25 protein-coding genes are annotated in these 25,351 nt (G+C 70.6%); 10 read left to right on the top strand and 15 right to left on the bottom strand.

Going from position 1 to position 25,351, the window contains the following annotated elements; translation table 11 throughout:
* Positions 1–32 precede the first annotated feature (32 nt).
* The 9 genes from ETAA1_RS29850 to ETAA1_RS29810 form a co-directional block, all read right to left on the bottom strand.
* A complete protein-coding gene (locus ETAA1_RS29850) occupies positions 33–959 on the bottom strand; it encodes a hypothetical protein (RefSeq protein WP_145244256.1) in 927 nt (308 codons plus the stop codon).
* A 131-nt stretch (positions 960–1,090) separates the two neighbouring features.
* Positions 1,091–2,113: a DUF481 domain-containing protein gene (locus ETAA1_RS29845; RefSeq protein ID WP_145244255.1), complete on the bottom strand. Its 1,023-nt coding sequence runs from the start codon at positions 2,111–2,113 to the stop codon at positions 1,091–1,093.
* A gap of 162 nt (positions 2,114–2,275) precedes the next feature.
* Complete coding sequence (locus ETAA1_RS29840; protein ID WP_145244254.1) at positions 2,276–3,136, bottom strand: LamG domain-containing protein; 861 nt, start codon at positions 3,134–3,136, stop codon at positions 2,276–2,278.
* An 11-nt stretch (positions 3,137–3,147) separates the two neighbouring features.
* A complete protein-coding gene (locus ETAA1_RS29835) occupies positions 3,148–3,444 on the bottom strand; it encodes a type II toxin-antitoxin system RelE/ParE family toxin (protein WP_202920512.1) in 297 nt (98 codons plus the stop codon).
* Positions 3,437–3,682 (bottom strand): addiction module protein, encoded by a 246-nt coding sequence (locus tag ETAA1_RS29830; RefSeq protein WP_145244252.1) that lies wholly within the window; start codon positions 3,680–3,682, stop codon positions 3,437–3,439. The genes ETAA1_RS29835 and ETAA1_RS29830 overlap by 8 nt, the downstream gene beginning before the upstream one ends.
* Positions 3,683–3,722: 40 nt before the next feature.
* A complete protein-coding gene (locus ETAA1_RS29825; protein ID WP_145244251.1) occupies positions 3,723–5,159 on the bottom strand; it encodes an MBL fold metallo-hydrolase in 1,437 nt (478 codons plus the stop codon).
* A gap of 33 nt (positions 5,160–5,192) precedes the next feature.
* Positions 5,193–5,891, bottom strand: coding sequence for an NfeD family protein (locus ETAA1_RS29820; protein ID WP_145244250.1), 699 nt, complete (start codon positions 5,889–5,891; stop codon positions 5,193–5,195).
* A gap of 84 nt (positions 5,892–5,975) precedes the next feature.
* The gene (locus ETAA1_RS29815; protein WP_145244249.1) at positions 5,976–6,653 is read right to left on the bottom strand and encodes an SDR family oxidoreductase; all 678 of its coding nucleotides are present in this window, start codon (positions 6,651–6,653) and stop codon (positions 5,976–5,978) included.
* Positions 6,654–6,781: 128 nt separating this feature from the next.
* Positions 6,782–8,299, bottom strand: coding sequence for a DEAD/DEAH box helicase (locus ETAA1_RS29810; RefSeq protein ID WP_238389325.1), 1,518 nt, complete (start codon positions 8,297–8,299; stop codon positions 6,782–6,784).
* 148 nt (positions 8,300–8,447) lie between these two features.
* Here ETAA1_RS29810 and ETAA1_RS29805 point away from each other — a divergent pair, with 148 nt between their 5' ends.
* Together ETAA1_RS29805 and ETAA1_RS29800 are read left to right on the top strand one after the other, a co-directional pair.
* Positions 8,448–10,049, top strand: coding sequence for a M20/M25/M40 family metallo-hydrolase (locus ETAA1_RS29805; RefSeq protein WP_145244247.1), 1,602 nt, complete (start codon positions 8,448–8,450; stop codon positions 10,047–10,049).
* A 67-nt stretch (positions 10,050–10,116) separates the two neighbouring features.
* Positions 10,117–10,635 carry a YfiT family bacillithiol transferase gene (locus tag ETAA1_RS29800; RefSeq protein WP_145244246.1) on the top strand — a complete coding sequence of 173 codons (519 nt, stop codon included), beginning with the start codon at positions 10,117–10,119 and terminating at the stop codon, positions 10,633–10,635.
* Positions 10,636–10,708: 73 nt separating this feature from the next.
* Here the strand turns inward: ETAA1_RS29800 and ETAA1_RS29795 are convergent, their stop codons facing one another.
* Genes ETAA1_RS29795 through ETAA1_RS29780 form a run of 4 tightly spaced genes read right to left on the bottom strand, consistent with a single transcriptional unit; the run spans position 10,709 to position 13,885 of the window.
* Positions 10,709–10,972 carry a hypothetical protein gene (locus tag ETAA1_RS29795; RefSeq protein ID WP_145244245.1) on the bottom strand — a complete coding sequence of 88 codons (264 nt, stop codon included), beginning with the start codon at positions 10,970–10,972 and terminating at the stop codon, positions 10,709–10,711.
* Between the two features lie 30 nt (positions 10,973–11,002).
* Positions 11,003–11,911, bottom strand: a complete 909-nt coding sequence (locus tag ETAA1_RS29790; RefSeq protein ID WP_145244244.1) for a hypothetical protein — start codon at positions 11,909–11,911, stop codon at positions 11,003–11,005.
* A gap of 50 nt (positions 11,912–11,961) precedes the next feature.
* A complete protein-coding gene (locus tag ETAA1_RS29785) occupies positions 11,962–12,660 on the bottom strand; it encodes a hypothetical protein (RefSeq protein WP_145244243.1) in 699 nt (232 codons plus the stop codon).
* A 46-nt stretch (positions 12,661–12,706) separates the two neighbouring features.
* Complete coding sequence (locus tag ETAA1_RS29780; protein WP_145244242.1) at positions 12,707–13,885, bottom strand: hypothetical protein; 1,179 nt, start codon at positions 13,883–13,885, stop codon at positions 12,707–12,709.
* A 332-nt stretch (positions 13,886–14,217) separates the two neighbouring features.
* Here ETAA1_RS29780 and ETAA1_RS33645 point away from each other — a divergent pair, with 332 nt between their 5' ends.
* From ETAA1_RS33645 to ETAA1_RS29755, 5 genes are all read left to right on the top strand, one after another.
* Complete coding sequence (locus tag ETAA1_RS33645; RefSeq protein ID WP_145244241.1) at positions 14,218–15,600, top strand: serine/threonine protein kinase; 1,383 nt, start codon at positions 14,218–14,220, stop codon at positions 15,598–15,600.
* A gap of 237 nt (positions 15,601–15,837) precedes the next feature.
* Positions 15,838–16,152 (top strand): hypothetical protein, encoded by a 315-nt coding sequence (locus tag ETAA1_RS29770; RefSeq protein ID WP_145244240.1) that lies wholly within the window; start codon positions 15,838–15,840, stop codon positions 16,150–16,152.
* Between the two features lie 148 nt (positions 16,153–16,300).
* Entirely contained in the window at positions 16,301–17,527 is a 1,227-nt protein-coding gene (locus tag ETAA1_RS29765) for a phage portal protein (protein WP_145244239.1), read from the top strand.
* Positions 17,528–17,616: 89 nt separating this feature from the next.
* On the top strand, positions 17,617–18,249 hold the full coding sequence (locus tag ETAA1_RS29760) for an HK97 family phage prohead protease (protein WP_145244238.1): 633 nt from the start codon (positions 17,617–17,619) through the stop codon (positions 18,247–18,249).
* Positions 18,250–18,407: 158 nt separating this feature from the next.
* Entirely contained in the window at positions 18,408–19,148 is a 741-nt protein-coding gene (locus tag ETAA1_RS29755) for a phage major capsid protein (protein WP_145244237.1), read from the top strand.
* Here ETAA1_RS29755 and ETAA1_RS29750 read toward each other — a convergent pair.
* Positions 19,078–20,775 (bottom strand): recombinase family protein, encoded by a 1,698-nt coding sequence (locus tag ETAA1_RS29750; RefSeq protein ID WP_145244236.1) that lies wholly within the window; start codon positions 20,773–20,775, stop codon positions 19,078–19,080. The genes ETAA1_RS29755 and ETAA1_RS29750 overlap by 71 nt on opposite strands.
* Positions 20,772–20,984, bottom strand: coding sequence for a hypothetical protein (locus ETAA1_RS29745; RefSeq protein WP_202920511.1), 213 nt, complete (start codon positions 20,982–20,984; stop codon positions 20,772–20,774). The genes ETAA1_RS29750 and ETAA1_RS29745 overlap by 4 nt, the downstream gene beginning before the upstream one ends.
* A gap of 204 nt (positions 20,985–21,188) precedes the next feature.
* On the opposite strand from ETAA1_RS29745, the gene ETAA1_RS29740 reads away from it, so the two are divergent.
* The 3 genes from ETAA1_RS29740 (at position 21,189) to ETAA1_RS29730 (ending at position 25,321) form a co-directional block, all read left to right on the top strand.
* Positions 21,189–21,698 carry a hypothetical protein gene (locus tag ETAA1_RS29740; RefSeq protein ID WP_145244234.1) on the top strand — a complete coding sequence of 170 codons (510 nt, stop codon included), beginning with the start codon at positions 21,189–21,191 and terminating at the stop codon, positions 21,696–21,698.
* A gap of 189 nt (positions 21,699–21,887) precedes the next feature.
* On the top strand, positions 21,888–22,370 hold the full coding sequence (locus tag ETAA1_RS29735; protein WP_145244233.1) for a hypothetical protein: 483 nt from the start codon (positions 21,888–21,890) through the stop codon (positions 22,368–22,370).
* A gap of 1,442 nt (positions 22,371–23,812) precedes the next feature.
* Complete coding sequence (locus ETAA1_RS29730; protein ID WP_145244232.1) at positions 23,813–25,321, top strand: phage major capsid protein; 1,509 nt, start codon at positions 23,813–23,815, stop codon at positions 25,319–25,321.
* Positions 25,322–25,351 lie beyond the last annotated feature (30 nt).

Here is a 25,351-nt window from a genome sequence, read left to right as displayed (position 1 = left end):
CGCGGGCCGCTACGCCGCAAGCGGCCGGCGCGTCACTTCGTCTTCAGCCGGGCCGTGCCGTCGATGGTGATCGGCCCGGACAGGTCCAGGTCGAGCTTCTGGCCGTCCTGGTCCACCGTGCCCGACATGCGGATGCGGCCCTTCGCCTGGTCCTTCACGTCGATGCCGGTCTTCAGCGCCCGCCACGTCAGGCCGTCCAGCTCCATCTCGACGTTCAGGTCGCCCTCGTCCTCCTTCGCGACCCCGGTCACCTTCCCCTTCGACGAGATGACGGCGCACTCCTCGTCGCCGAGCTTCTCGACGCGGACGAACTTCATCTTCAGCTCGCCCTTCAGGTCGCTGATCGAGCCGCCGAAGATGCGCTGGAGCGCCGCCGCCTTCACCTTCCACTCGTGGCCGACCTTCACCTTCTCGGCCGGGTACAGGTCGTCGTCGCTCTCGGGGCCGACGCGCTTGTCCAGCTCCTTCTTCTGCTTGGCGGTCGGCCGGCCGTCCACCAGCGTGTGCTTCCACTTGGCCTGGCCGACGCGCTCGCTGACGATGATCTCGCCCTGCAGGTCGCCGTCCTTCGACTCGTCCATCTCGTTGCCGCCGACGTCGGTGACGGTGTCCACCTTCTCGACGACGACGCGGGTCTGGGCCTTGGTGACCTGCCGGCCGTCCACGGCGAGGTACTTGATCTCTTCCTCCTCGTAGGCCTTGAGGGTCTGCTTGGCGTCGATGCCCATGCCGGCGACCTTGATGGCCACGGCGGCGTTCTTGATCTGGAACGTGGACTTGTGGGCGACGACCTGCCCCTTCTGCGGGGCGGGGCCGCGGAGGTCGTACTCCGCGTCCTGGCGGGCGGTGCCGGTGCCGACGAACCCGGCGACGACCGCGACCGCCCCGACGAGCCACCTGGACTGCCGCATCGGCTGCTCCTGCTGGGGGTGCTCCCGCGTCTGCGGGGTCGGGTACATGATAGGGCGGCGGGGAGCCTGTGAAGGGGTGAAGGGGTGAAGGGGTGAAGGGGTGAAGGGGTGAGGAGGAACGCTCACCCGTTGCGACGGGTGGGCCGTCTTCCTCACCCCTTCACCCCTTCATGGCGGCATCAGAAGCGAAAGAGCAGCGTCGTGAAGTAGTTCAGGTCGTTCCGCTTGGCGTTGCCCGGGCTGGTGTCGTAGCGGTCCTGCACGCCGAGCCGCAGCACCATGCCGCGCTCGGGGTTCAGCACGATCTCGTACCCGACCCGCGCCCGCACGCGGTACTGGCCCAGCTGGCTCAGGTTCGGGAACACGTCCAGCCCCGACAGGAAGCTCTGCCGGTCGTTGAGCCGGTGGTTGAAGTCGCCGCCGATTACGGCTTCCGGCACCCACCGGTCGGCCGGGCCGTTGTTGTCCGTGTCGATCTCGCGCACCGCACCGGCACCGAGCCGCGTCTTGAACAGCGTCGTGTCGGTCTTCAGCCAGCGGTACGACATACCGGCGTAGGCACCCGCGCGGAGGTCGTAGGAGCGGAACTCGTCGTACTCCACCTGCACGGCGCTGAACACGCTCCACGGGCTGCCGGGGAACAGGATTTCGTCGCGGACGTTGAGGATCGCCTGGTTCTGCCTCGTGCTGCCGTCCTGCCGCGACAGCGTGTACAGGGCGTTCACGTGGAGGGCGTTCCGCTCCACCTTGGCGTCGAAGGTGGTGCCGAGGCGGAGGCTGAGGATGTCCGAGTTGCCGTCGGCCCCGTTGAGGCCGAACTCGAACCCGCCGCGCCACTTCCGCGGCGGCGGGGCGGTCGGCAGCGACCCGTCGGGGATGACGACCGGCGGCCCGGCGTCGGGCGGCGGCAGGAGCCCGGCGGGGGGCTGCGTGGTGGGCGGGCCCGGCGGCGGGACGTCGAGCTTGACGGGGTTGGGGAACAGCGACTTCTCGTTGAACGGCTGCGACACCGCCGGGCCGAAGTAGTCCGGCACCTTGACCTCGGGCGCCTTGACCTCCGGCAGCTTCGCCGGCGCGGCCCACGGGTTCGGCTCGGGCGGCGCGGGCGGCGCGGGCGCTTTGACGACGGCGGGTTCGGGGGTCTGGGCGTGCGCCGCCGCGGTAGCCGCGAGGAATCCGACCACGACCGCGAGCCCGCGCATGCCCATCTGCCCTCCGGGGAGGGGCGGACGATACCGACCGGCCCGGATTCGGACAACCCCGGGCGGGGCGGGTATCCCGTTAGGCCGGGGCGCAAGCCCCGTCGGGCGTCTGATCCCCGACGGGGCTTGCGCCCCGGCCTAACGGGCTAACGGGCGGCGCCGTCACTTCAGCAGGCCGGGGCGCTCGCGGAGCTCCTTCACCTCGGCGGCGGTGAGCGGGCGGCGGAACAGCGCCAGCTCGTCCATCAGGCCGATGTAGCTGACCGCCACGTAAATCCCCGTGCGGTCGATGTCCCAGTTCATGGCGATCGCGCGGTCGCGGACCTCGCCGATCAGCCTGCCGTCGATGTACAGCTGCGACACCGCGTCCGCCTTGCCGGTGTCGAACCCGGACCACGACAGCACGACGTGGTGCCAGTCGCCCAGCTTCCACGCCACCCGCGGGACGCGGACCAGCGGCGCCTTCGGGTCGTCCTCGCCCACGCCCTTCTGCCCGGCGGGGACGGCCGGGAACGCCCCGTGCCGCAGGTCGCGCGGCTTCGCGTCGTTGAAGTCGAACCACAGCCCGCCGTTGTTGGCGCCCTTCTCGGTGATCTGCACGGGGTCGCAGAACGACGTCTTGAGCGACGTGTTCGGGTCGGTCTGGCACCACACCGAGAGCGCCCCGCCCCACCCCTTCGGGTCGTAGGCGAGGTTCCCCCTGGCGGGGAAGAAGACGCGGCCGTTGCGGGGGAGCACGTCGGTAACTTCGAGCGCCCCGCCGCCGGCGACGCCGCGGCCGCGGGCGACGTGGAAGACGTTGTCGTTGAACCCCGGCTCGACGAGGAACGTGCCCGGCCGCGACGGGTGGTTGAAGCGGGTGTTGAGCATCTTGCCGCCGCCGGCGACGTCGGCCTGGACGTGCTCGTCGAACGAGGCGTAGAGGGTGACGGCCTTCTTGAGCGCGTCGGGTTCCGGCTGCGCCGGCGCCGGCGCGGCGGCGAGGACGGCGGCGACTGCGCAGGGGACAAGCAGGGGGCGCATGGGCGGCTCCGTCAGGTGCGGTCGAGCCAGTAGCCGGGCTCGCGGCTGGCGTGGGCCACGGCGACGACGAGTACGTCCCCGGCGTCATCGACGCGGTAGATCACGCTGAACGGGTAACGGTTGAGAATTGCTTCACGGAACGGCGGGTCGTACCAGCCGTACCGGTCCGGTTGGGCGGCGATGGCGGCCGTCACCCGATCGACCTCGGTGACGAACCGCCGGGCAGCCGCCGGATTTCGTTGCCTGTACCAGTCGAAGGCTTCCCGGAGCTCCCGCCGGGCGCCGGGGAGGAACTCGAGGTTAGCCACCACCCGCCCCCGCGTCGAGTTCGGCCTCCAGCTCTCGACGGATCTCCTCCCACGGGATCGGCTTCACCTGCCCGGAATCGACTTCGGCGGCGCGGCGGCGGATTTCGTCCTTCCAGGCCGGGTGAAGCGAACTCGGCGGCGGCTCGAGCGACGCGGCAAGCAGATCGACCAACTCCGCCCGCTCGTCTTCTGGGAGGGCGAGCGCGGCATCGAGTAGCGCGGCGACCGTCTGGGACATCACGCACCTCCGGTTCACGTCACCGAGCATACCCGAATCGCTACCCGATCACCACCCGGTCGCCCGGGGCGGGAACGCCCACGTCGGCGAAGCCGAGGTCGCGCAGCGTGTCCGACAGCGCCAGCGCCTGCTCGCGCTCGCCGTGGATCAGCCGCACCTTCCCCACCTTCCCCGCCAGCGGGCCCAGGTACGCCAGGAAGTCGTCGCGGTCGGCGTGGCCGCTGAAGCCGTCCAGGTGCACCACCTCCACCCACTTGTTCCAGTCGCGGCCCTGGAACCGCACCGTCGGCTTGTTCTCCAGCAGCCGCCGGCCGGTCGTGCCCGGCGCCTGGAAGCTCACCAGGATCACCGTGCAGCGCGGGTCGTCCACGATCTGCTTCAGGTGCTGCTGCACCCGGCCGGCGTCGCACATGCCGCTCGACGCGATCACCACCGCCGGCCCCGGCCGCGTCGCCAGCAGCGTGCTCTGCTCGAAGTCGCGCACGTAGTTCACCCCGTCGCCGCCGAGCAGGCCGTGGCCCTCCCGCAAAGCCTGCGCGATGTCCGCCGACAGGCTGTCCGGGTGCGCCCGGTACACCTCGGCCACCTCGCTCGCCAAGGGGCTGTCCACGAAGATCGGCAGGTGCGGGAACTTGCCCGCCCGCAGGCCGAGCTGCAGCACGTGGATGATGAGCTGCGTCCGGCCGAGGCTGAACGCCGGGATCAGCGCCTTGCCGCCGCGGGCGACGGTGTCGCGGATCGCCGCGTACAGTTGCTCCACCGTCTCCTCGAACGAGCGGTGGAGGCGGTTGCCGTACGTGCTCTCGCACACCAGCAGGTCGGCCGGCGGCACCGGGGCGGTCGGCTTCAGGATCGGCATGCCGCGGCGGCCCATGTCGCCGCTGAAGCACAGGGTGCGCTCGCGGTCGGGGCCGGTCGCGGTGATGAGGACCATCGCCGAGCCGAGGATGTGCCCGGCTTCCACGAACTTGAACTGCACGCTCCGGGTGGCCTCGGCGACGCGGCCGTATGGCACCTGCACCACCTGGCGGAACACCTGCTCCACGTCCACCTGGCTGTACAGCGGCTGCACCCACGGCTCGGCGTAGTTGCGGGCGATGTTCAGGTGCGCGGCGTCCTCCTCCTGAATCTTCGCGGAGTCGTGGAGCATCACGCGCAACAGGTCGCGGGTCGGCGGGGTGCAGTAGATCGGCCCGGCGAAGCCCTGGCGGACGAGCGTGGGGAGGTTGCCGCAGTGGTCGATGTGGGCGTGGCTGAGCACGACCGCGTCGATCTGGTTCGGGTGGAACGGGAAGTGGGCGTTGCGCTGGCGGGCTTCTTCGCGCTTGCCCTGGTTGAGGCCGCAGTCGAGGAGGACCTTGTGGTTGCCGACTTCGAGCAGGTGCATGGAGCCGGACACGCTCCCGGCCGCCCCCCAGAAGGTGAGGGTCGGCTCGGTGGGGTGGTGCGGCTCGGGCGGGGGGGCGGGTGGTGTCATCCGGGTATTGTACCCGGTTCCCGCGGCGGGGCGTCACTCCGGGCCTTCCGGCCCGCCGAAGACCAGTTCCAGCCGCGTCGCCACGAACCATCCGGCCACGACGCCGACCAGCGCCCCGGCCGCGGCGGCGCCGGCCGACTGGCCGAACGAGTGCGGGTCGCCGGCGAGCCAGTACCCGACTGCCGCGCCGCCCAGGCTCGATGCCAGCGCGGCGTGACCGGCGAGGGTGGACCAACGAAACAGCGGGCCGGCCAGTTTCAAGGCGGCGCCGACGGCCCAACCGACCGCCAGGCCGAGACCACCCTCCGCGTGGCCGCGATAGAGCACGACCTGCGGCGGGGCGAGTGCGTCTCCGAGGATTTGACCGCCGATCAGCCCGCCGAAGACGCCGGCCACGACCCGCCACCGCGCCGCGACCTTCCATCGTCGGCGCAGCTTCGCCTCGTCGGCCGCTTCGACGCGGCGGACCTCGGCCGAGTTCCGCATGAACTCGGGGCGCACGATTTCGGCACCGGCGTCGGGAAGTTGCGGGATGGGCTGGTCCGGGCCGACCGCGCGGACGACGTAGCCGGTCGGGTCGCCGCGCAGCACCACGACGGCGGCGCCGGCGGGGATGGGGGCGCCGTCGGACCGCGCGTCGAGGCGGCGGCCGTCGAGCTCGACCACGCCGCTGGGGCTCATCGCGGTGAGCGCCGTCCCCAGGTCGCCGACGCGGACCACGCGGGCGGACATGACTTACGCTCCGACGCGCCGGGGTTTTCCGCTTGCGGCTTAGCGCTGGGCAGCGCTAAGCCGCAAGCGGAAAACCCCGGCGCCTCACCCCACGCTCAGCGACCGGCCGTTGTCCTCCGCGCCGAGCGCCAGCAGGAACGGCGCCGCCCGCTCGGCCCACTTCTCCGCCTTCGGGTACGCCGACGCGCCGTCGGCCCACGCCTGCCGCAGCATGTCGGTGTCGATCACGCCGGGGTTCAGTGGCACCGCCGCCATGCCGCGCGGCAGCTCCTGCGCCAGCGCCAGCGTCAGCCCCTCCACCGCGTACTTGCTGGCGCAGTACGGCGCTACCTCCGGCGACACGCTCCGCCCCCACCCGCTCGACAGGTTCACGACCACGCCCGACTTGCGCGCCACCATCGCCGGCACGAACCCGCGCAGCACGTTCGCCACGCCCTTCACGTTCACGTCGATGACGGCGTCGAACGCGGCCGCCGGCACCTCCCACAGCGGCGCCGGCGCCGCCATCACCGCGGCGTTGTTGATCAGCAAATCGGGCGCGCCGTGCGACTTCAGCACGCTCTCCGCCCAGGCGGCGACGGCGGCGGAATCGGTCACGTCGAGTGGGTCGAAGCGGTGCGGCGCGCCGAACGCGGCGGCCAGCTCGGCGACGTGGGCGGCGCTGCGGCCGCAGCCGACGACGGTGTGCCCGGCGGCGGTGAACCGCGGCACCAGGGCGCGGCCGAGCCCGCGCGTGGCGCCGGTGAGGACGATGAGTTTCATGAGCGAAATCAATTTTTGACGGGATGAACAGGACAAGACAGGATGGAAGACAAAGACCGAATTTAAATTAATTCTTGTCTTTATCTTCCATCCTGTCTTGTCCTGTTCATCCCGTCAAAAATGCCTTCTTAGAGGCGCTCCGAGTAGCGCTTGCCGCGCTTGCCGAAGACCGGCTTCTTCGCCGCCGGCGCTCCGGCCGCGGGCCCCGCCGGCATGTCCGGGTCGCGCGGCGGCGCCTCGCCCTCGGCCACGCCCAGCTTGCCGCCCTCCAGGTCCTGCTCGTCGATGCCCCAGCCGTCGTCGTTGCGCAGCACCTGCGTCGCCGCCCGCGCCACGTCCGCGTTGCCGGTGGTCACGTCCGCGGTCCGCTCGCTGCGGCGCACCGCCGTGTACCACGGGCCGCCCGGCACCTCGTCCTGCTCGATCAGCCGGTTGATCATCACCTCGATGTCCGTCAGCAGGCCGCCCTGCTCCGGCGTCGAGAACGAGATGGCGATGCCGTCGCGGCCGATGCGGCCGGTGCGGCCGATGCGGTGGACGTAGCTCTCGATGTCCTGCGGCAGGTCGAAGTTGATGACGTGCGACAGCCCCTCCACGTCGATGCCGCGGCTCATCACGTCGGTGGCGATGAGGAACTTGATCTCGCCGGTGCGGAACGCCGCCATGATCTTCTCGCGCTGCCCCTGCGGCAGGTCGCCGTGGATCACCGCCGCGCCGCGCACCACCCGCTTCAGCCCGCGGTACAGGTCGTCGGCCCACCGCTTCCGCTCCACGAAGATCAGCGCCTGCCGCGGCTGCTCCCGCTCCACCACCTTCACCAGCAGCTCGAACTTCTTGTGCTTGTCCACCGTGAAGTAGCTCTGCCGGATCTTGTCGACGGTCATCACCTCCGGCGTCATCTGGAGGTGGACCGGGTTCGTCATGTACCGGTGGACGAGCTTCTTGATCGGCTCGGGCACCGTCGCCGACATGAGGAGCGTCTGGCGGGTGAGCGGGCAGCGGCGGAGGATGCGCTCGATGTCCGGGCGGAAGCCGATGTCCAGCATCCGGTCGGCCTCGTCGAGCACGACGAACTTCACGTCCTTCAGGTCCATCGACCCGCGGCTGAGGTGGTCGAGCATCCGGCCGGGGGTGCCGACGACGAGGTCGCAGCCGCGGCTGAGGCCGTCGAGCTGCTTGCCCATCTTGGCGCCGCCGTACACGGCCACGGTGCGGAACCGCTTGCTCGGCGCCAGCTTGTCGGCCTCGGTGGCGATCTGCAGGGCGAGCTCGCGGGTCGGCGTCATCACCAGGCCGATCGGGCCTTTCAGGTTGTGCGGCCGCCACCGGTTCATGAACGGCAGCAGGAACGCGGCCGTCTTGCCGGTGCCCGTCTGGGCCTGGCCGATCACGTCCTGGCCCTTCATGGCCACGGGGATGACGGCCTCCTGCACCGGCGTGGGGTGGATGTAGCCGGCGCGAGACACGGCGTCGAACAGCGGCCGCATCAGCTTCATGTCGGCGTAGGTGACGGCCGGGTCCGTCTCGGGCGGGAGTTCGTGCTCCGGCGGCTCGGCGTCGAGGTCGAGGTCGGCGTCGGGGTCGGCGTGCGGCGGCGCGGCGTCGTCGAGTTCGTCGTCGGCGTCCGCGGCGGGGTCGGGGGTCAACTCTGGCTCCGGTGCGGGTTGGCGGGCGTCCGTCGCGTTGCGGTTTATGTTATGGACCGGGAGGCGGGCGCCGGTATTCCGTTGCCGCGGGCCCCGCGCCCGGCCAGAATACTCCGACCCTCCCCGCCCGCACCCCCCGGAGACTCGCATGCCCTCGCTCCCGAGGCCCGTCCTCGCAGCCGCGCTCGTCGTCGGCCTCGCCGCCGCGGCGCGGACCGCCGACCCCGTCAAAACGATGCCCCCCGCCGAGCTCGACCAGGCGCTGCTCGCCGAGGTCAAGGCCGGCTCCGAGGTCGCCAAGAACCTGCAGCACCTCTCGGACGTGATCGGCCCGCGGCTCACCGGCTCCAAGCAGCTCGAGCGCGCCAACAACTGGACCGCCGAGATCATGAAGAAGTACGGTCTGGAGAACGTGAAGCTCGAGCCGTGGGAGATGCCCTACGGGTGGGAACGCGGCACCGCCAGCCTCAAGGTCGTGGAGCCGGACACGAAGGTGAACTGCGTCGTCGCCGCGTGGGGCTGGACGCCCGGCACCAAGGGGAAGATCACCGGCCCCGTCGTGGTGCTGAAGGTGGCCACCCGCGCCGACCTCGACAAGTACAAGGGGAAGCTCAAGAACGCCGTCATCATGACGGCCGAGCCGGCGAAGGTGGCCCCGGTGACCGACCTGAACTACGGCCCGCTCCCGCCGCCGAAGAAGGTCGAGCCGAAGACCGAGCCGAAGGACGAGAAGAAGGCGACCCTCGGCGCCGTGTTCGCGCAGGTTCAGCCGGAGAAGAAGAAGGAGGCGCAGCCGGAGAAGAAGGACGAGCAGCCGAAGCGGTCCACGTTCACCGACGACGTGGAGGCGTTCCTCGTGGCCGAGGGCGCGGCGTGCCGGCTGCAAGACTCGGGCAAGCCGCACGGGCTGCTGGCCGTGTCCGGCAACTGGAAGGGGACCGACCGCGTGCCGTCGCCGAACATCATGCCGCGGCTCACCGTCGCCCACGAGTACTACGCCATGCTGTGGCGGCTCGCCAACCGCCCGGAGCCGGCCGAGACGCGCGTCGAGGTCGAGATCACCAACACGCTCGTCCCCGGCCCGGTGACGTGCTTCAACACCGTCGGCGAGGTGAAGGGCTCGGAGAAGCCGGACGAGTTCGTCGTCGTCGGCGCGCACCTGGACTCGTGGGACCTGGCGACCGGCACGATGGACAACGGCACCGGCACCTGCTCTGTGCTGGAGACGGCCCGCGTCGTGGCGGCGATGGCGAAGAAGGGCTACCCGCCGAAGCGGACCATCCGGTTCGCGCTGTTCACCGGCGAGGAGCAGGGGCTGTGGGGCTCGCGGAAGTACGTCGAGCGGCACAAGGACGAGATGCCGAAGACGTCGATCGCGCTGGTCCACGACACCGGCACCGGCAAGGTGTACGGGTTCGGCGTGCACGGCCAGGCGAAGGTGAAGGAGATTCTGGAGCGCGAGCTGACGACGGTGGCCGCCGGCGAGGGCTGGAAGGGGATCGACATGGGCGGCGTGTTCGGCAGCGACCACCAGGCGTTCCACCCGGCCGGCGTGCCGGGCCTGGCGTGCCGGCAGGACATCGACGAGTACCGGCTGACGCACCACACGCAGACGGACACGTTCGACCACGCCAAGACTGGCAACCTGTCGCAGGCGGCGGGCGTGCTGTCGATCACCGCGACGCGGATCGCGAACCTGCCGGAACTGCTGCCGCGGATGACGCCGTTCACGCGGCCGAAGAAGGACTGATTCGACTCGCCGCTTGCGGCTTCGCGCTGCCCAGCGCGAAGCCGCAAGCGGCGGAACTGGAGCCCCGATGCACCCGCCCCAGTGGCCCGCCGGCCCCTTCGTCGCGGAGGGGCCGCTCGCGGCGGCCCGGCGCGCCGAACTCGTCGCTGAGATCGTCGCCGCGCCGGCCGCCTTCCGCACCGCGACCGCCGGCCTCAGCGCCGAACAGCTCGACACCAAATATCGCAACTGGACCGTCCGCCAGATCGTCCACCACGTCGCCGACAGCCACGTGAACTGCTACGTCCGGTTCAAGCTGGCGCTGACCGAGGACGTGCCCACGATCAAGCCCTACGACGAGACGCGCTGGGCCGCGCTCCCCGACTCCCGCGGCGACGTGGCGGCGCCGCTGGCGCTGCTGGAGGCGGTCCACGCCCGCTGGGCGCTGCTGCTCGACACGATGACCGACGCCGACTTCGCGCGGACGTTCTTCCACCCCGAGAGCAACAGCACGGTGCGGTTGGACGAGGCGCTGGCGCAGTACGCCTGGCACGGCCGGCACCACGCGGCGCAGGTGCGCTGGGTGCGCGAGCGGAATGGGTGGTGAAGACGTGAACGAAAATCCGCTTGCGGCTTCGCGTCGGGCAACGCGAAGCCGCAAGCGGCAACGGAACTGATTGCTACATCCCGTCGGTGGCCGCGCCGCCGCCCTTCGGGGTCTGCGCCGCACCGCCGCCGGCGGGCGCGTCGCCGAGCTTCGGCAGCGCCGGCACGGTCTCCTTCGTCGGCTGCGTCTTGCCGTACTCGTCGTAGTCGAGGAACAGCAGCGCGCACCCGGCGGCGATCGCCACGAACGTGACGAACGTCATCACCGTGTACACCGGCTCGGTGCGGCGCGCCGGCTTCGGCTTCTTCTCGGGGGCCTTCGACGACTTCTTGGCCATGTCACGTCCCCAGTGCGGCGGTGTGCGGAGTTACGGGGTGGGGCCGCTGCCGATGCGGCCGATGCGGTCGCCGGCCTTCGGCAGCTCCTCGGGGCGGAGCGACCGCAGCGGCCGCCGCGGGTCGGCCGGGCGGAACGTGCCCACCGACGACTGCGGCCGCGCCCGGTCCACCACCACCGTCCCCAGGTAGCGGGTGTCGGCGCCGGTGCGGAACACGTCGAGCGTGGCCCCGTCCGTCACCCCGTGGTCGATGCCGAGGGTGAACTGGATCGACCCGTCGCGGTACGTCTCGATGGTGCCGCGGGTGCCCTCGCGGATCGGCACCGGGCGGTTGGCGAACAGGCTCGCGCCGCCCGACCCGCCGGCCCCGGTGAAGCCCTGCGCCTTGGCGTCGGCCAGCAGGTTCGACACCTCTTCCAGCTTCTTCTCGGCGGTCAGCTTGTCCTGCGTCGCCTGCCGGGCGACCGTCTCGGCCGCCTGCTTGTCCTTGACCGCCTGCTCGCGCTTGATCGTGTCGTCCACCTTCTCCGTCTCCAGCGTGTTGACGCGCTTGGTCTGCGTGTCGGCCCGGCTGGTCTCGGCGGCGAGGCTGGCCTGCAGGTCGGTGATGGTGGCGTCGCGCTTGCCGGTGGCGTCGTTGAGCACCTTGATCTGCTCGCCGTTCTTGGCCACGTCGGCGGCCAGCTGCGTCACGTCGGTGGTCAGCTTGGCCACCTGCGCCTGCTCGGACTTCAGCTGCCGCAGCAGCGCGTCCTTCTCGGCGAGGTACGTGCGGTACTCGCTGTCGCGGGCGGCGACGGCCTCCTCGCGGCCCTTCTTGAACGCCTCGGCCTGCGTCTTCCAGTTGGTCCGCGCGGCGAACACGGTGACGGTGAACCACATCCAGACCAGCGCCAGGAGCAGCACCAGCACGGCGAGAATCTTGCCTAGCCAGCTCATCGCCCGACCCCCCGCAACGTGCCGATGTGGATGGAACGCCGCCCCGTGTCTCAGTTCTGCGGCCCGAACGTCTTCAGCCGGAGGTCGAGCTGCTTGAGCCGCCGCTCGGCGGTCCCCTGCTGCTCGGCCACGTTCACCCGGGCCGCCCCCAGGTACGCCGCCTCATTCTGCAGGTCCTCGCGGATCGTCCGCTGCCGGGTCAGCTTCGCCTGCACGTCCGAGATCTCGCCCTGCAGCCGCTTGACGTCCACCAGGTGCTTCACGATCTTCGGCGTCAGGTCGGTCGTCATCCGGTCGATGGACTTGGCGATCTGCGCCTCCAGCGTGTCGGCCCCGGCCAGGTTCTTGCCGTCCGGCCCGATCACCGCCTTGCCCGGCGTCGTCACGTTCAGCAGCCCCGTGGCCGGGTCCTCGGCCAGCTCGGCGAACCCGTTCGGGGCCGTCCGCGCCGCGGCCAGCAGCTTGACGTACTCGGCCTTGCGGCTCTTGCGCAGGTCTTCGGCGTCCTGCAGCGCCTTGAGCCGCTGGCCCCACAGGGCGGAGGCGGCGCCGGCCACCTTCCCCTGGGTGTCCGTCTCGCGGGCCAGGGTCTTGAAGTTCATGACGACGTGGCCGCGCGGGACGGCGCCCTCGGGCACGTCGTCGCCGAACCAGCCGGGCCGCTGGGTGTAGACGGCCGTGGCGAACACGACCGCCCCGACCCCCGCGACCAGGGTGAGGAACACCAGTGTCTTGGCGATCGCCGTCATCGTGGTGCCTCGTGCCCGCCCGCCCGTCGGTCCGAACCGCCGCCGGTCACTTCTTGTTCGAGTACCGCTGCCGCTCGACGTTCGTCAGGGCCGCTTCCATCCGGTAGATCTCGTCGAGCGTCTGGGCCACCTGCCGCTGGATGGCGAACAGCTCCTGCTCGGTCAGGTTCTGCTGCGCCAGCATCTTCGACACGTCGGCCTTCACCTGCGTCAGCTGGGCCTTCAGGCCGACCGTCGGGTCGTCCAGCTGCGTCTCCAGCGCCTTCACGGCGTCGGCGTTGCGGCTCTCCTCGGCCGCCATCCGCACCTCCTGGTCGGTCACGTCGCGGAGCCGCTGCGTCCGGTCGATCGCGAGCCGCCGCAGGGTGGAGTACTCGCCGACGAACGTGTTCTGGTCGTCGGCGGTGAGGTGCTGCACGCGGGTCACCATCTCGCCGAGGCGGACGGCCTGCGCGGCCACGGTGCGGGCGTAGCGGCGGGCGCCGACCACCATCAGCACCCGCTTCTGCCACGCGGCCGACTGGTCGAGGTGGGCCAGCAGGTGCGCCAGCCGGGCGCGGCGCTCGCCCTCGTCCTTCGTCGGGCCCTCGCGGAGGACGCCGGCCTTGTCGAGCCGCTCCTCCGTCTTCTTCGCGTCCTCGGCGTCGGCCGGGGCGTCGATGGCGGACGTGTCGGGCTTGGCGTCCGGCGCCTTGAGCACGCGGTCGAACCGGGCGTACAGCCGGTCGCGGAGCTCGTCGGTCTTGTTGGCCGCGTTCAGCGCCTGGAACTGCTGCCGCTCGTCGAGCGTCTCGGCCTGGAGCTTCAGCAACTCGAACGCGACGGCGGGCTGCGCCTCGACCTGGGCCTTCACCAGGCCGTACACCCGCCGCACCTCGGCGAGCTGGTTCGGCACGGCGTCGGCGCCGGCGAGCGGCAGCCCCCCGGGGGCGGCGCCCCCGCCGGCGGCCTTGAAGTAGTCCTTCAGCAGGGCCGCGCTGACCGTGCTGGTCGGCTTGCCGCCGGGGCCGGTGACGACGAACGGGATCTCCGCCTCGGCGTCGGTCGGCATCGTCTCCGGGTCGTCCTTCGATCCCCCGAGCGGGAGGCCGTTGAGGAGGACGTTGTGGCGGAGGCCGGCGGCGGTGATGGTCTGCCGGCCCTGCCAGTCCTGGAGGGCGAGGTACGCGAACCCGCCCCCGACGAGGAGGTTGAGGACCAACAGAACCTTGCCCAGGGTGCTCATGACGGGCTTTTCCCAGGGACGGGCAACGGCCGACCCCGCCGCGGGGCCGCTACCTCGTGATTGTGACGGACGCCGGACACCGGGACAAGCGCCGAACCGCGAGAACCCGCGGGAGATCAGTCGGCCGCGGGGGTTCTCCGGGTTGCGCCGCGCGGCACCGTTCGGCATCATACCCGCGCCGCCGGCGCAATCCAACTCCTTGTGCGGCGCGGACTCCCGTCCGCGCCGCCCGCGGCGGCGCGCGGCGCGCGGCGGACCCCATCCCTCTCACCGACTGCCTCGTCGTGACCTATAGATGGTAGTGCCCCAGCCCGCCGGACGGAGTCGTCTCCATGCCCCCCCCGCCGGACGCGACCGCCGCCGACCACCCGCTCACGCTCGGGCTGTACGAGGTCGTCAGCAAGATCGCCGAGGGCGGCATGGGCACCGTCTACAAGTGCCGCGACCCCCGCTCCGGCCAGCTCGTCGCCGTCAAAGTCATCTCCCCCGGCACCACCCGCAACCCGGTCGTCCTGCAGCGGTTCGAGCGCGAGTTCACCTCCGCCCGCGTCCTGGAGCACCCCAACGTCGTCCGCGCCATCGAGTTCTGCGGCACCGGCCCGAACCCGTTCCTCGTCATGGAGTTCGTCGACGGCGAGTCCATCGGCCAGATGGTCGAGCGCGCCGGGGCGATGCCCGAGGACGAGGCCGTGCGGCTGATCGGCCAGGTGTGCGACGGGTTGCAGCGGGCCCATAAACAGGGGCTGATCCACCGCGACGTGAAGCCGGACAACGTGCTCGTCACCAAGGGCGGCGTGGCGAAGCTGACCGACATGGGCCTGGTGAAGGACGTGGAGGGCGACACGAACCTGACCAAGACCGGCCGCGGCCTCGGCACCCCGCACTACATGGCGCCCGAGCAGTTCCGCAACGCCAAGGGGGTGGACGCCCGCGGCGACGTGTACAGCCTCGGGGCCACGCTGTACTGCATGGTCACCGGCGTGGTGCCGTTCAACAACTCGAACCCGCTCGACTGCTGGATGAAGAAGATCCGCAACGAGTTCCCGCCGCCGCGGGAGCTGAACGCGGCGGTGAGCGAGCGGGTGGACTGGGCCATCCGCCGGGCCATGAGCGCCGACCCGGCCAACCGGCCGTCGAGCTGCCGCGAGTTCTACGAGGACCTGACCGGCCAGAGCCGCGGGTCCGGGCCGGTGAAGGGGACCGCGGCCACGGCGGCCCCGGCCGACAACTGGTACCTGGTCTACCGCGACGAGAACAACCAGCCGACGACGGTGAAGGGGACGACGGCGAGTATCCGCGACGCGCTGAAGAACTACCTGCTCGGCGACCCGAACCAGATCCTGGTGGGCCGGTCGAAGACGGGGCAGTTCGTGCCCCTGGGGTCGGCGCCGGAGTTCCGCGACCTGGTGGTGGCGCCGGCGGCGCTGGGGCCGGACGGGAAGCCGTCCGGCACGCCGCGCCGGCCGGTGCCGGTGCCGACGCCGCGGCCGAGCTCCGACCCGACGGTGGACCCGGCGGAGGCGTCGGGCCGGAACCCGAAGCCCCCGGCGCCGCCGTCGGGCCGGTACGTGCCGGCGCCGGCGAGGGTGCCGAAGCGCGACGCGCCGCCGGCCGAGGACCAGGCCGCGAAGAAGATCGACTGGACGACGTTCGCGCTGATGATGCTGGTGGCGCTGCTGTCGTCGGTCGTCGGGTACCTGCTGCTGACGCGCTGACGAGCTCGCCTCACGTCCGCCGCTCGCGGCGGACCCCTTCTCGAAAAATCCGACAAACTCCTCCCCGATTTTCTTGACAGCCCCGGAACGGGAGCTTATCACCAGTAGTGTACAAAATAACACTGCCCGCCCGGGTGGTGGTCCGGAGCCCTTCCCGAGTGCCGGGCGGGGGGTGAGGCCGTGAGGGCGCCCGACCCCCCGCCCGGTCCCTTCGGGGGCCGAGCCGGGAGGGAGCCGATGCCGCCGATCCTCGGGTTCAGCCAGCACGCCGAGAACCACCCCGGGAGCGACTTCACGCCCGCCGAGTGGGAGTTCGCGGCGGCGGTGGCGGCGTACCAGAAGCGGTGGGGCCGCCGCTACCCGTCGTGGCGCGAGGTGTTCGGCGTGCTGGTGGCGCTGGGCTACCGCAAGGTGGCGCCGCCGACGCCGCTGCGGCGGATGACCGCCGCCGAGCGCGAGGTGGTGGCGCAGGCGCGGAAGGCGTTCGCGGAAGCCGTTCCGAAGGCACCCGACGCCACGCCAACGCCGCCCGGGGTTTCCACCCCGGGCTAAGAACGTCCGCCCCTCCGGGGCTTAAATCCAGGTTCTTGTCTTGAGCCGCGGAGCGGCGGCCGTGCGTAGCCCGGGGTGGAAGCCCCGGGCGGCGTAGACGGTGCGCCGGTCACATCCGCACGTCACACTCCCCCACGAGGGTCCGCTCATGCGCGTCCTGTCGAGCCTGTTCAAGGCGCTCCGCCCGGCGCCGCCGAAGCCGGCCCCGCCCAAAGTCGCCGGCCTGTTCGCCCCCGCGTACGGCCCCGCCGCCGGGTGGTGGCAGTCCGACCCCGCCGAGCAAATTCGCAACTTTCGATCCTGGGTGTACGCCGCGGTCAACGCCATCGCGCAGGAGGCGGCGAAGCACCGGCCGCTGCTCTACCGCAACACCGGCCAGGCCGACCACGAGCTGACGCCGCTGCCGCACACGCACCCACTCGCACGGCTGCTCGACCGCCCGAACCCGTGGCTCACCCCGTGGGAGCTGTGGTACCTGACGGTGGTGTACCTGGAGCTCACCGGCAACTGCTTCTGGTACGTCGCGCCGCAGTCCGTGGGCGACACCCGCCTCGGCACGCCCGGCGAAATCTGGCTCATCCCGACGCCGTGGGTGACGGTGCTGCCCGACGCCCGCGAGTTCGTGAAGGGGTACCGCGTGACCGCCCCCGGCGCCGCGGCCGAGACGTTCGGCCCGGACGAGGTGATCCACCTGAAGTACCCGAACCCGCTCGACCCGCACCTCGGCCTGTCGCCGCTGCAAGCGAACGCCCTGGCCGTGGACGCGAACACCGAACTGCTGCGGGCGCGCGTGCAGACGTTCCAGAACGGCCCGCGCCCCGGCGTCGTGCTGCGGACCGAACAGACCCTCACCGACCAGACGGTGGCGCGGCTCGAAGACAAGATTCAGGCGAAGTTCGCCGGCCGCGACAACTGGCACCGGCCGCTGATCCTCGAACAGGGCCTCGCCGCGAGTCCGTGGACGCTGACGCCCGCGGAGATGGACTTCCTCAACTCGTCGCGCATGACCCGCGACGAAATCCTGGCCGTGTTCCGGGTGCCGGCACCGATCACGGGCGTGGTGGAGAACATGGGCCTGGGCGCGGACATCTGGTTCGGCGCGCGGGTGATGTTCTGCGAGGGCGCGGTGCAGCCGAAGCTCGACCTGATCGGCCAGTGCCTGACGCGCGACCTCGGCCGCCGCTACGGCCCGGACGTGGCGATGAGCTTCCCCGACTGCTCGCCGCGCCACGCCGACCAGCGCCGCAAGGACGACGAGACGGACGCGCGGTTGGGGCTGCGGACGGTGAACGAGATCCGCCGCGGCCGCGGGCTCGAGCCGTACCCGGATTCGCGGTTCGATCGGCCGTTTCAACTCGGCGAGCCGGGAGCGTGAGCGACCGGAGTCCGACGCATTTCGAGATGCGTGCCACTCCGGTCGCTCACGCTCCCGGCTCGCCCTATCCCCCATATCAGGAGCCTCCCATGCTGACCGCCATCCGCGCCGACCCCGGCATCCGGCCGCTCCCCGACGGCTCCTTCGGCGCCGCCCACCCGGCGGCGCTCACGCTGTCGATCGACCCCAGCAAGATGCGCGTCCGCAGCGTCATCACCACCGCCGAGCCCGACCGGGCCGGCGACGTGATCCTCCCCAACGGCCTCCGCAACCTCGACGAGTTCATGCTGAACCCCGTCGTGTTGTGGGCGCACAACCGCACCCAGTTCCCGCCGGTCGGTACGGCCGAGTGGGTGGACGTGCAGCCGCGGCGCGTCGTCGCCGAGACGCGGTTCGCCCGCGGCGTGCCGTTCGCCGAGGACGTGTTCCGCCTGTACGAGCAGGGCGTCCTCCGCGGCTGGAGCATCGGCTTCGTGCCGCGCCGGGCCTTCCGCCGCGGCGCCGGTCCGACCCCCGGCCTGCGGGTCGAGGAGTGGGACTTGCTCGAGTACTCGGCGGTGCCGATCCCCGAGAACCCCGGGGCGCTGACGGTGGCGCTGCAAAAGGGCTGGGTGACCGACCCGTCGCTGCGGCACTGGCTCGGCCAAATCCCCGACGACCGCGGCGGCCGCTTCTTTCGCACGTCCGACGTGCTGGCCGAACTGGTGGCGCCGCTCGCCTGAGCCCCGCGCGATTCACCTCACGAGCCGCGACCGCAAGGGAGCGGCTGATGCCCAAAGCAGACCGCGTTCGCGGAAGTCGTGTTCAGCAGCCGCTCCCTTGCGGTCGCGGCTCGTGAGGTTGTTCGTTCCCTGTCCCCTGTCTCCCACAAGGAGTTCCCATGTCCGCGACGACGATCGACACCCCGGCCCCGGCGGCCGACCGCTTCCAGAGCCGCGACGAGCTGGTGACGTTCATCGAGCAGCAGGCCCAGAGCGCCCTCGACCGGGCCGCCCGCGTCGAGCGGCGGGTGCCGTGGACCACGTCCGGCCCCGTCGGCCAGGACTCGGCCGGCTACTCGGTGCTGAAGGCCGCCGCCTTCGCCCTCGGGTTCGTCGGCCCCGAGCAGGCGAAGGAGGAGATCCACACCCACCACCAGCTCCGCGACCTGTACGCCGCGTACGGGTTCACCCCGCACCACGGGCAGCAGTCGTTCCTGGTGCCGCTGGCCAGCTCGCACCTGCCGGCGTTCGAGCCGCAGGGGCTGCGGTTGCAGAACGAACTGCGGCAGAAGATGACCGCGCACGCGGTCCGCTTCGACCCCGAGGAGGCCGACTGGCTGTGCCGCCGCACCGGGTTCCGCACGAAGGCGCTCGGCACGTCCACCGACACCGCCGGCGGCACGCTCGTGCAACTGCCGATGCTCGGCGAGCTGATCGACCTGCAGCGCAGCATGGAGGTGTTCGCCGCCGCCGGCGCGCGCGAGGTGGCGCTGCCGCCGAACGGGCGGGTGCAGTTCCCGAAGCTCACGGCGGCGAGCACCGCGTACTGGGTCGGCGAGGGGAGCAGCATCACGGAGAGCCAGCCGACGACGGGGAACTTGGACCTCCAGGCCAAGAAGTTGGGGGTTCCTGGCTTATAGAGTCCGCATTCCGGTTGAGGTCGGGTTCGCCGTCTGGGCGGATCATGTGAATGTCGCCGCCGCGGAACACGATCCGGGTCCGGCCGCCCTCGCGCTTGGCTGGCGTCCGGTCGAAGTGTAGCACCACCTTGCTGACGAGCGACTGGAGCACGGCTCGCACGTCCGCCGGGCTTCCGGTGTCGAGGATGTCCACGAGCCGGTGTATCCGGCCGGTGATCTCGTCAATGGCCCGCTCCAGGTCGAGCGTCGGCCGCGCTTGAGCGTCGATCCTCACCAGTTCCGCCTTGACCCCCTCCCGCTCCACCTTGAGCTTGCGAACGCCCTCCACGGCCCCGGCCAGCACGTCTGTGGGCAGCTCCAGCAACCGCTCCTCGCCGCGGCTGATCTGGCCGTCCAGGTCCGCCAACCGCTTCGCCAGCGTCTCCCGGGTGAGCGGGTCGTGAAGCGTCTGTTCCTGCCGGGCGACTTCGGCCCGCAGCATGGCGATGGTGTCCGGGTGGACGAACTCCGCGGCGAGCTTCTTGCCAATGGCTTGGAGTAGCGGCTTTTCGCGGACGGTGTTGGAGTCGCACCCCATGAGCCGCCGCTGGGCGTACCGGGAGCAGCGGTAGACGATCCCGCCCTTCTCCTTCTGGTGGGAACCGTACAGGAACGAGCCGCACCGCCCGCATATCAGCAGCTTGGTGAGTCGGAAGTCGCCCCCGTCCCGGTGCGGGGTCGTCCAGGTCTTGTTCCCCTTCAACCGCTCCTGGACCGCCTGGAACACGTCCCGCGAGACGATGGCCGGGGCACCGTCACGCACCAGCACCCAATCCTCCCGCGCGTTGAACCGCGTGCCCTTCTGGGTCTTCACCGTCGGCTGGCCTCCGGCGAGCCGATGGAACCGGCCGCTCGTCTTCCGGTTCCACACCAGATCGCCCGCGTATACCGGGTTCCGCAGCATGTAACTGAGCCCGGCCTGTGAGTACGGCTTGCCCGTCTTCGGGCTCATCACGCCGCGGTCCGCGAGCTTCGCGGCGATGGTGGTGAGCCCGACCTGCCCGGCGGCGTAGTTCTCGAATGCCCAGCGGATCGCCTCCACGACTTCCGGCGAACCGAGCGCGAGCCGGGGTTGCTTCGTCTCGGGGTCGGTGACGGCAACGTAGCCGCTCGGGATACTCCCCACCTTCCCACCCGCCGCCGCGGACTGCCGGAGTCCGCCCAGCACCCGCCGGGAAAGCGCCTTCACTTCCGCGGATGACTTGTCCGCGTTCACCACGGTGAGGATGAGCCCCACAAGGTCGTTCCAGTTCGTCGGGCCGGTGCTGACCGCCTCCACACTGACCCCGGCTTGCTGGAGCGGGTAGATCGTCTGGGCGATGAGCGCCAGCGGCTCGGAGCGGGAGAGGCGGCTGGGCTCGTCCACCAGGATCACGTCCCACTGGCCGCTCGTGGCATCCGTTATGAGCTGGCGGAATCCGGGTCGATCGTCCTTCCACCCCGAGACACCGAGGTCGCTGTATTCCCGGGTGACGACGTAGCCGCGACCCGCGGCGTACTTCTCGATGGCGGCCCGTTGGCGATCGGGGCTCGCGTCTTGCCGCTCCGTGCTCATGCGGATGTAGGAGCACACACGCGGGGTGGTCATTGGGCACCCCCTTCCCGCTTCCTGATCTTGTCCGCCAGCATCGCCGCGGCGATGCGGATGGCGTCCGCCCGCGACTGCTTCTTGCGGCGTTCCGCCGTGTAGTGGGCGGCAATCGCGTCCAGGTCCGCCAGGGTGTCGTCACCCAGCCGGAACTGGCGCGGCGTCGTGGCCCCGACCTCGCCCGCCGTCCTCGCCTTCTTCTTCGCCATGATGCCCCCAAGTGTGTGCCGGGTCATTGTAGCTACACGGGTAGCTGAAATCAAGGCGGGGAAGTTGCGAGGTTATGTATTGACTTGTGTAGCTACACATGGCATGATAGGGATGTCGGCGGGTGATCCGCCGACGACGCGGCCCGCGGGTGGCGGCAACCACCCGCGGGCCACTTCCCAACCCCTGGTGAGAGGGATCAGGCCATGACAAGTTACGCGACCGAGACGACCCCCGTCCAGCCCGCCGCGGCTCTGACGTTCACTGAGGTTCTCCCGGCCGCCCCGGGAGTGCGGCCCGCGGCTCTCCGGTGGACACCGGGGCGGATGGTCGGCACCGGCCTTCTCTGCATCCAGACACCGGCGGGGCGGTGCAACTGCGAATACCTCGCAGTCGAGCTCCCCGGCGGCGACGGCCGCGGCGGTCGCGCCGCCCTGTTCGCCAAGACGACGCCCGGAAGTGACGCCGAAGCGGACAGCTACACGGCCACCGTGAGCCGCGACGGCCGCGGCGGGTGCGAGTGCCGCGGGTTCCTCCGTCACGGTCACTGCAAGCACGAAGCGGCTCTCCGGGCGCTCCTGGCGAACGGGTGGATGGACTTGCACCTGAGCAACCCCGACGCGGATACCGGCTGCACCGAGCCCATCGAAGACCAGCCCGAGCCGGTCCGGCCCGCCCGCCCGTCGTGGATGGACCGGGCGGAAGCCGCCGTCTGAGCCGCCCCAGCGAGCGCCTCAAATCGCTAAGGCGCTCACAAGTGTCAAGTTTTATTATCTCGATCTGACACCTCTTGACTCGGCACTAGCGACCGCCTACAATAACTCCCAACATACCGCTGCGCGGCCACTCTGCCGCGCGCCATTGAACTGGAGACCCGTACCCGCATCACCCCACAGGGGACGGGCATGGCTCCGCTCTCGACCGCTGACGCTGCCGCAATCTTGGGCTGGTCTGTCTCTCAGGTCAAAGGCTTCGCCCGTGCCGCCGGTATCCGACCGCTGCGCATCGGCGGGCGCGACCGGCGGCCCCGCCGCCTGATGTGGTCCGCCCGGCATCTGCTCGCGCTCATGCTCGCGGCGCCGCTCCGGCAGCTCGGCGTGCGCGACGAAGACGCCATCGCGTTCATCCGCGGTATCGCCAACCTGTCGTCTGACGAAGCACTGGAAGCGGTCGTGAAGGATCGGCCGTTCGCGCTCGTCGCGGCCCCGCACCTCTGCCCTCATTTGCTCGACGCGGGTGCCGTGCGCGCCGCCGGTGAGGCAGGCGGTGAGGCGCTGATGATGCAGGGTCGGCAGCTCACCGCGGTCAGCCTGAGCGACCTGTACGCCGACCTGATCGCGCGGATGCGGCGCGCCGCCGTGGGGGGCGCTGCCGATGCCAAGCGCTGAACCCCGACCGACCCCGAGCCCGGCCGGCATCGCCGCGCTGGCTCGATTGCTTCGCAGCACCGCGCCCGCCGCGGTCTGCGAGCTGAATCACACGAGCGACCCCGGTCACGGCCGGTCGCCCTCGATGCTGCTGAATGTCGTTCCGCCGACCCACGAACGGGGCGGCCGTGACGAGTATTGGACGGGCTCAACGAATTGGGGCGTGCAGAAATGAAACAACCCGGCCGGGATGGCACACCGGCCGGGTCGAAGCGGAGGGTGTCATCACCCATCCCCCGTGCTCGCATCTTAGCGAGCGAAGCATCAATCGTCAATGGCGATTGATGTGCCCTACGAGGGTAGCTAGTTCCGATGGCGGTGGTGTCGGTCCGCTGGTCCGCCGACGAGTCGAGGGACCAGTAGCGTTTGTCTCTGACGCGAGTCAGAGATGCACCCGATTTCGGGTGGCACACAGGTGGGCGGGCACAATACCCGATACCCGGCTGCGGCCGGGGAATGATGGCACCCCACTCATGGCGACAGGTGAAGCGCGGCGGGATACCCTCCCGCTCCCACGGATGGGGTGAGGCGCCAGTCCGAACCGAAGAGGATCGGGTCCAGGCCCGGAGAGGCCAGCTACCCGAGCCGGTGGCGACGTGAGCCGAATCAACGGCGGGGCACCGTCACGAGTGGGCGGTAGGCCGGGGTACGTCCCGAGGCAGCCGGGTTCGGCTGGGTCTCTGAGTCAGAGACACATGCGGGGGACGCTAAACATGCCGCGGGGGAGAGAACCGATCACTGCGTCTGTAGTCACTGCTCGCGGTTGCCTTCGGGAACCAAGATGTGTTCCCGCGGCGGGATGATGAAAGTGAATGCCGCTGGTGAAGTGATGCAGCGGCAACCGGGAAGGCGATCGCCACTGCCACCAGCACAGGGGCGGTTCCGAGGGGGCAGGACATTCCACCCCGCCGCGGCCAGCACAACACGAACCCAGAGGCTGAGTGATGGCAACCAGCTACGTCGTACCGGCCGGAACTGCTGCTATCGTGACGCGGGCCGGTAAGCCCAGCGCCGAGCGGCTGACGGCACCGTTGGAATTCGAGCGATTGCCTCCCGTTCGGGTCGTGTGGGTCACGATCCCGACGGATGACGGGAGTGTCCAAGTGCCGCTGTCGGCAGTGCGGCCAATGTTGCGTGAACGCCATCGGATCGACGCCCACGGCTTCCGGGATCGAGACGACGACTGAGCGCGCCGGGGCGGGTGGGGTCACGGCGCCGACTGGTGAACGGCTGCCGGTGGCTGAAACCCGGGGAGTGGGCGGGGCTTAGTCCTTTCGACCGCCCGCGCCCTTGACCCTGCCCGCCTGCCGGATGCGCGAGACCGACCAACACCACCACGCCGCGGAACCTTTGGGAACCGAGAGGCTCCCGCGGGAGCCGCTGCGCGCTGAGGAGAACGGACCATGCGAGTGCTCAAGCGGATGCGGGTGCGGAAGGGCGCCCCCGCGCTACGAAACGTGCCGGTCCGCCCGGACTTCGGGGACGCCTACTTGGCGCTCCGAGCCGCGGCGGCCGACGGGGTGCCGGGCGCCGCCACGGCGATCCACCAACTGACCGTTCTCGGTGCCGTGCTCCCTGACGTGAGCGGCTTCACGCCTGCCGTGGCCGCCGCCATCCTCCCGAACCCCACCCACACGAGGGCAACCGCGATGACGACGAAGCTCAAGAGCAACACCCCGTCCGGGCTCGCCCCGGACAGCAAGGCCGCGAAGCTGGCCGGCGCCGCCCGCGTCAAGGACGCCGGCGCGCGGCTGAGCCAGAAGCGGTACGACGTGAAGCGGCCCGACGGCAACCCGCTCATGTTCGGCTGTTCGCCTGTGGAGCGCCCCAGCGAGTACGACAACGCGCTGATCGGCGTCTACTTCAAGTCGCAGCTTCGCCGCCAGGGCGTCGCCGTCGAGCTCAGTGACTGGGAGCGGGCGCTCCTGGCCGAGAGCGTGACGAAGGACAAGTGGGTCGGCTCGCTTCCGAACGGGGACTACTACGGCGGCGGGTCGCCCGGTGACTACGTTCCCGCCCACCGCGTCAAGGCGCTGCTGGACGACACGATCAGCGGCGGCATCTACCTCAACCCGGTCGTACTCGACACCGCGGTCATCACGCGCCCCTTACTGAGCGGCCAGCTCTTCCCGTTCATCGACGTGAAGCCCATCACCGGCCGCCGCGTCCAGGTGCCGGTGATGGAGAATCTCTCGGTGTCGTGGGGGACCGGGCCGGGCACGGCCGTCGCCCCGTTCAACACCGCGTCGCTGGTCTCGCCGCTGGACACCGCCGTCCAGAACGTCCAGGGCTTCATCGAGCTGTCGAACGACCTGCTGGCCGACTCGCCCGTGAACATCGGCACGGCCGTGGTCGAGCTGTTCGGCGAGCGGCTCAAGTCCGAGCTGGATCGGGTCATCGCCGTGGGCAACGGGTACAACGAGCCGCTCGGCATCACGCTCGCGTCCGGTGTCGCCGCGGTCAACAGCGATAACGGGACCGGCGGGCCGGTCACGGTGAGCGACGCGGAATCGCTCATCTTCTCCATCCCGGTCCAGTACCGCCAGCAGGATTGGGGGCCGTGCTTCATCGGGTCGGACGTGGCCTACAGCCGGTTCCGCGGCCTCCCGGTCGGCCCCGGCGACGAGCGGCGGGTGTTCGGGCAGGGGATGATGGGGACCGACGACACCCAGCGTTACCAGCTCTTCGAGTACAAGTTCCGGGTCGCCAACGACCTGCCGAACACCCGGCTCGCGTTCGGCTGCCTCAAGCGCTACCGCATGTACCAGCGGCTCGGCATGGAAATCGTCCGCGAGTCCGGCGGCCGGACGCTCGCCCTGTCCAACACGTCCCTCGTCGGCATCCGGGCGCGGTTCGGCGGGCGGCCGATCGACACCAACGCCTTCGCGGTGATGACCGATCTGCAAAACTGACCCCGCCGCGGGCGCCTCAATTCGTTGAGG

The organism is Urbifossiella limnaea, assembly GCF_007747215.1.
Taxonomy (GTDB): Bacteria; Planctomycetota; Planctomycetia; order Gemmatales; family Gemmataceae; genus Urbifossiella; species Urbifossiella limnaea.
Note: the sequence above shows the minus strand (reverse complement) of the source record. Positions and strands in the feature narration are given on the sequence as shown.

Excerpts from the sequence above, each read along its gene's own strand:
- ETAA1_RS29785 (WP_145244243.1), bottom strand. The coding sequence starts at position 12,660 with ATGACGGCGATCGCCAAGACACTGGTGTTCCTCACCCTGGTCGCGGGG.
- ETAA1_RS29765 (WP_145244239.1), top strand. The coding sequence starts at position 16,301 with ATGCGCGTCCTGTCGAGCCTGTTCAAGGCGCTCCGCCCGGCGCCGCCG.
- ETAA1_RS29760 (WP_145244238.1), top strand. The coding sequence starts at position 17,617 with ATGCTGACCGCCATCCGCGCCGACCCCGGCATCCGGCCGCTCCCCGAC.
- ETAA1_RS29845 (WP_145244255.1), bottom strand. The coding sequence starts at position 2,113 with ATGCGCGGGCTCGCGGTCGTGGTCGGATTCCTCGCGGCTACCGCGGCG.
- ETAA1_RS29805 (WP_145244247.1), top strand. The coding sequence starts at position 8,448 with ATGCCCTCGCTCCCGAGGCCCGTCCTCGCAGCCGCGCTCGTCGTCGGC.
- ETAA1_RS29790 (WP_145244244.1), bottom strand. The coding sequence starts at position 11,911 with ATGAGCTGGCTAGGCAAGATTCTCGCCGTGCTGGTGCTGCTCCTGGCG.
- ETAA1_RS29820 (WP_145244250.1), bottom strand. The coding sequence starts at position 5,891 with ATGTCCGCCCGCGTGGTCCGCGTCGGCGACCTGGGGACGGCGCTCACC.
- ETAA1_RS29750 (WP_145244236.1), bottom strand. The coding sequence starts at position 20,775 with ATGACCACCCCGCGTGTGTGCTCCTACATCCGCATGAGCACGGAGCGG.
- ETAA1_RS29840 (WP_145244254.1), bottom strand. The coding sequence starts at position 3,136 with ATGCGCCCCCTGCTTGTCCCCTGCGCAGTCGCCGCCGTCCTCGCCGCC.
- ETAA1_RS29745 (WP_202920511.1), bottom strand. The coding sequence starts at position 20,984 with ATGGCGAAGAAGAAGGCGAGGACGGCGGGCGAGGTCGGGGCCACGACG.
- ETAA1_RS29740 (WP_145244234.1), top strand. The coding sequence starts at position 21,189 with ATGACAAGTTACGCGACCGAGACGACCCCCGTCCAGCCCGCCGCGGCT.
- ETAA1_RS29730 (WP_145244232.1), top strand. The coding sequence starts at position 23,813 with ATGCGAGTGCTCAAGCGGATGCGGGTGCGGAAGGGCGCCCCCGCGCTA.
- ETAA1_RS29780 (WP_145244242.1), bottom strand. The coding sequence starts at position 13,885 with ATGAGCACCCTGGGCAAGGTTCTGTTGGTCCTCAACCTCCTCGTCGGG.
- ETAA1_RS29735 (WP_145244233.1), top strand. The coding sequence starts at position 21,888 with ATGGCTCCGCTCTCGACCGCTGACGCTGCCGCAATCTTGGGCTGGTCT.
- ETAA1_RS29830 (WP_145244252.1), bottom strand. The coding sequence starts at position 3,682 with ATGTCCCAGACGGTCGCCGCGCTACTCGATGCCGCGCTCGCCCTCCCA.
- ETAA1_RS33645 (WP_145244241.1), top strand. The coding sequence starts at position 14,218 with ATGCCCCCCCCGCCGGACGCGACCGCCGCCGACCACCCGCTCACGCTC.
- ETAA1_RS29770 (WP_145244240.1), top strand. The coding sequence starts at position 15,838 with ATGCCGCCGATCCTCGGGTTCAGCCAGCACGCCGAGAACCACCCCGGG.
- ETAA1_RS29755 (WP_145244237.1), top strand. The coding sequence starts at position 18,408 with ATGTCCGCGACGACGATCGACACCCCGGCCCCGGCGGCCGACCGCTTC.
- ETAA1_RS29850 (WP_145244256.1), bottom strand. The coding sequence starts at position 959 with ATGTACCCGACCCCGCAGACGCGGGAGCACCCCCAGCAGGAGCAGCCG.
- ETAA1_RS29815 (WP_145244249.1), bottom strand. The coding sequence starts at position 6,653 with ATGAAACTCATCGTCCTCACCGGCGCCACGCGCGGGCTCGGCCGCGCC.
- ETAA1_RS29795 (WP_145244245.1), bottom strand. The coding sequence starts at position 10,972 with ATGGCCAAGAAGTCGTCGAAGGCCCCCGAGAAGAAGCCGAAGCCGGCG.
- ETAA1_RS29825 (WP_145244251.1), bottom strand. The coding sequence starts at position 5,159 with ATGACACCACCCGCCCCCCCGCCCGAGCCGCACCACCCCACCGAGCCG.
- ETAA1_RS29800 (WP_145244246.1), top strand. The coding sequence starts at position 10,117 with ATGCACCCGCCCCAGTGGCCCGCCGGCCCCTTCGTCGCGGAGGGGCCG.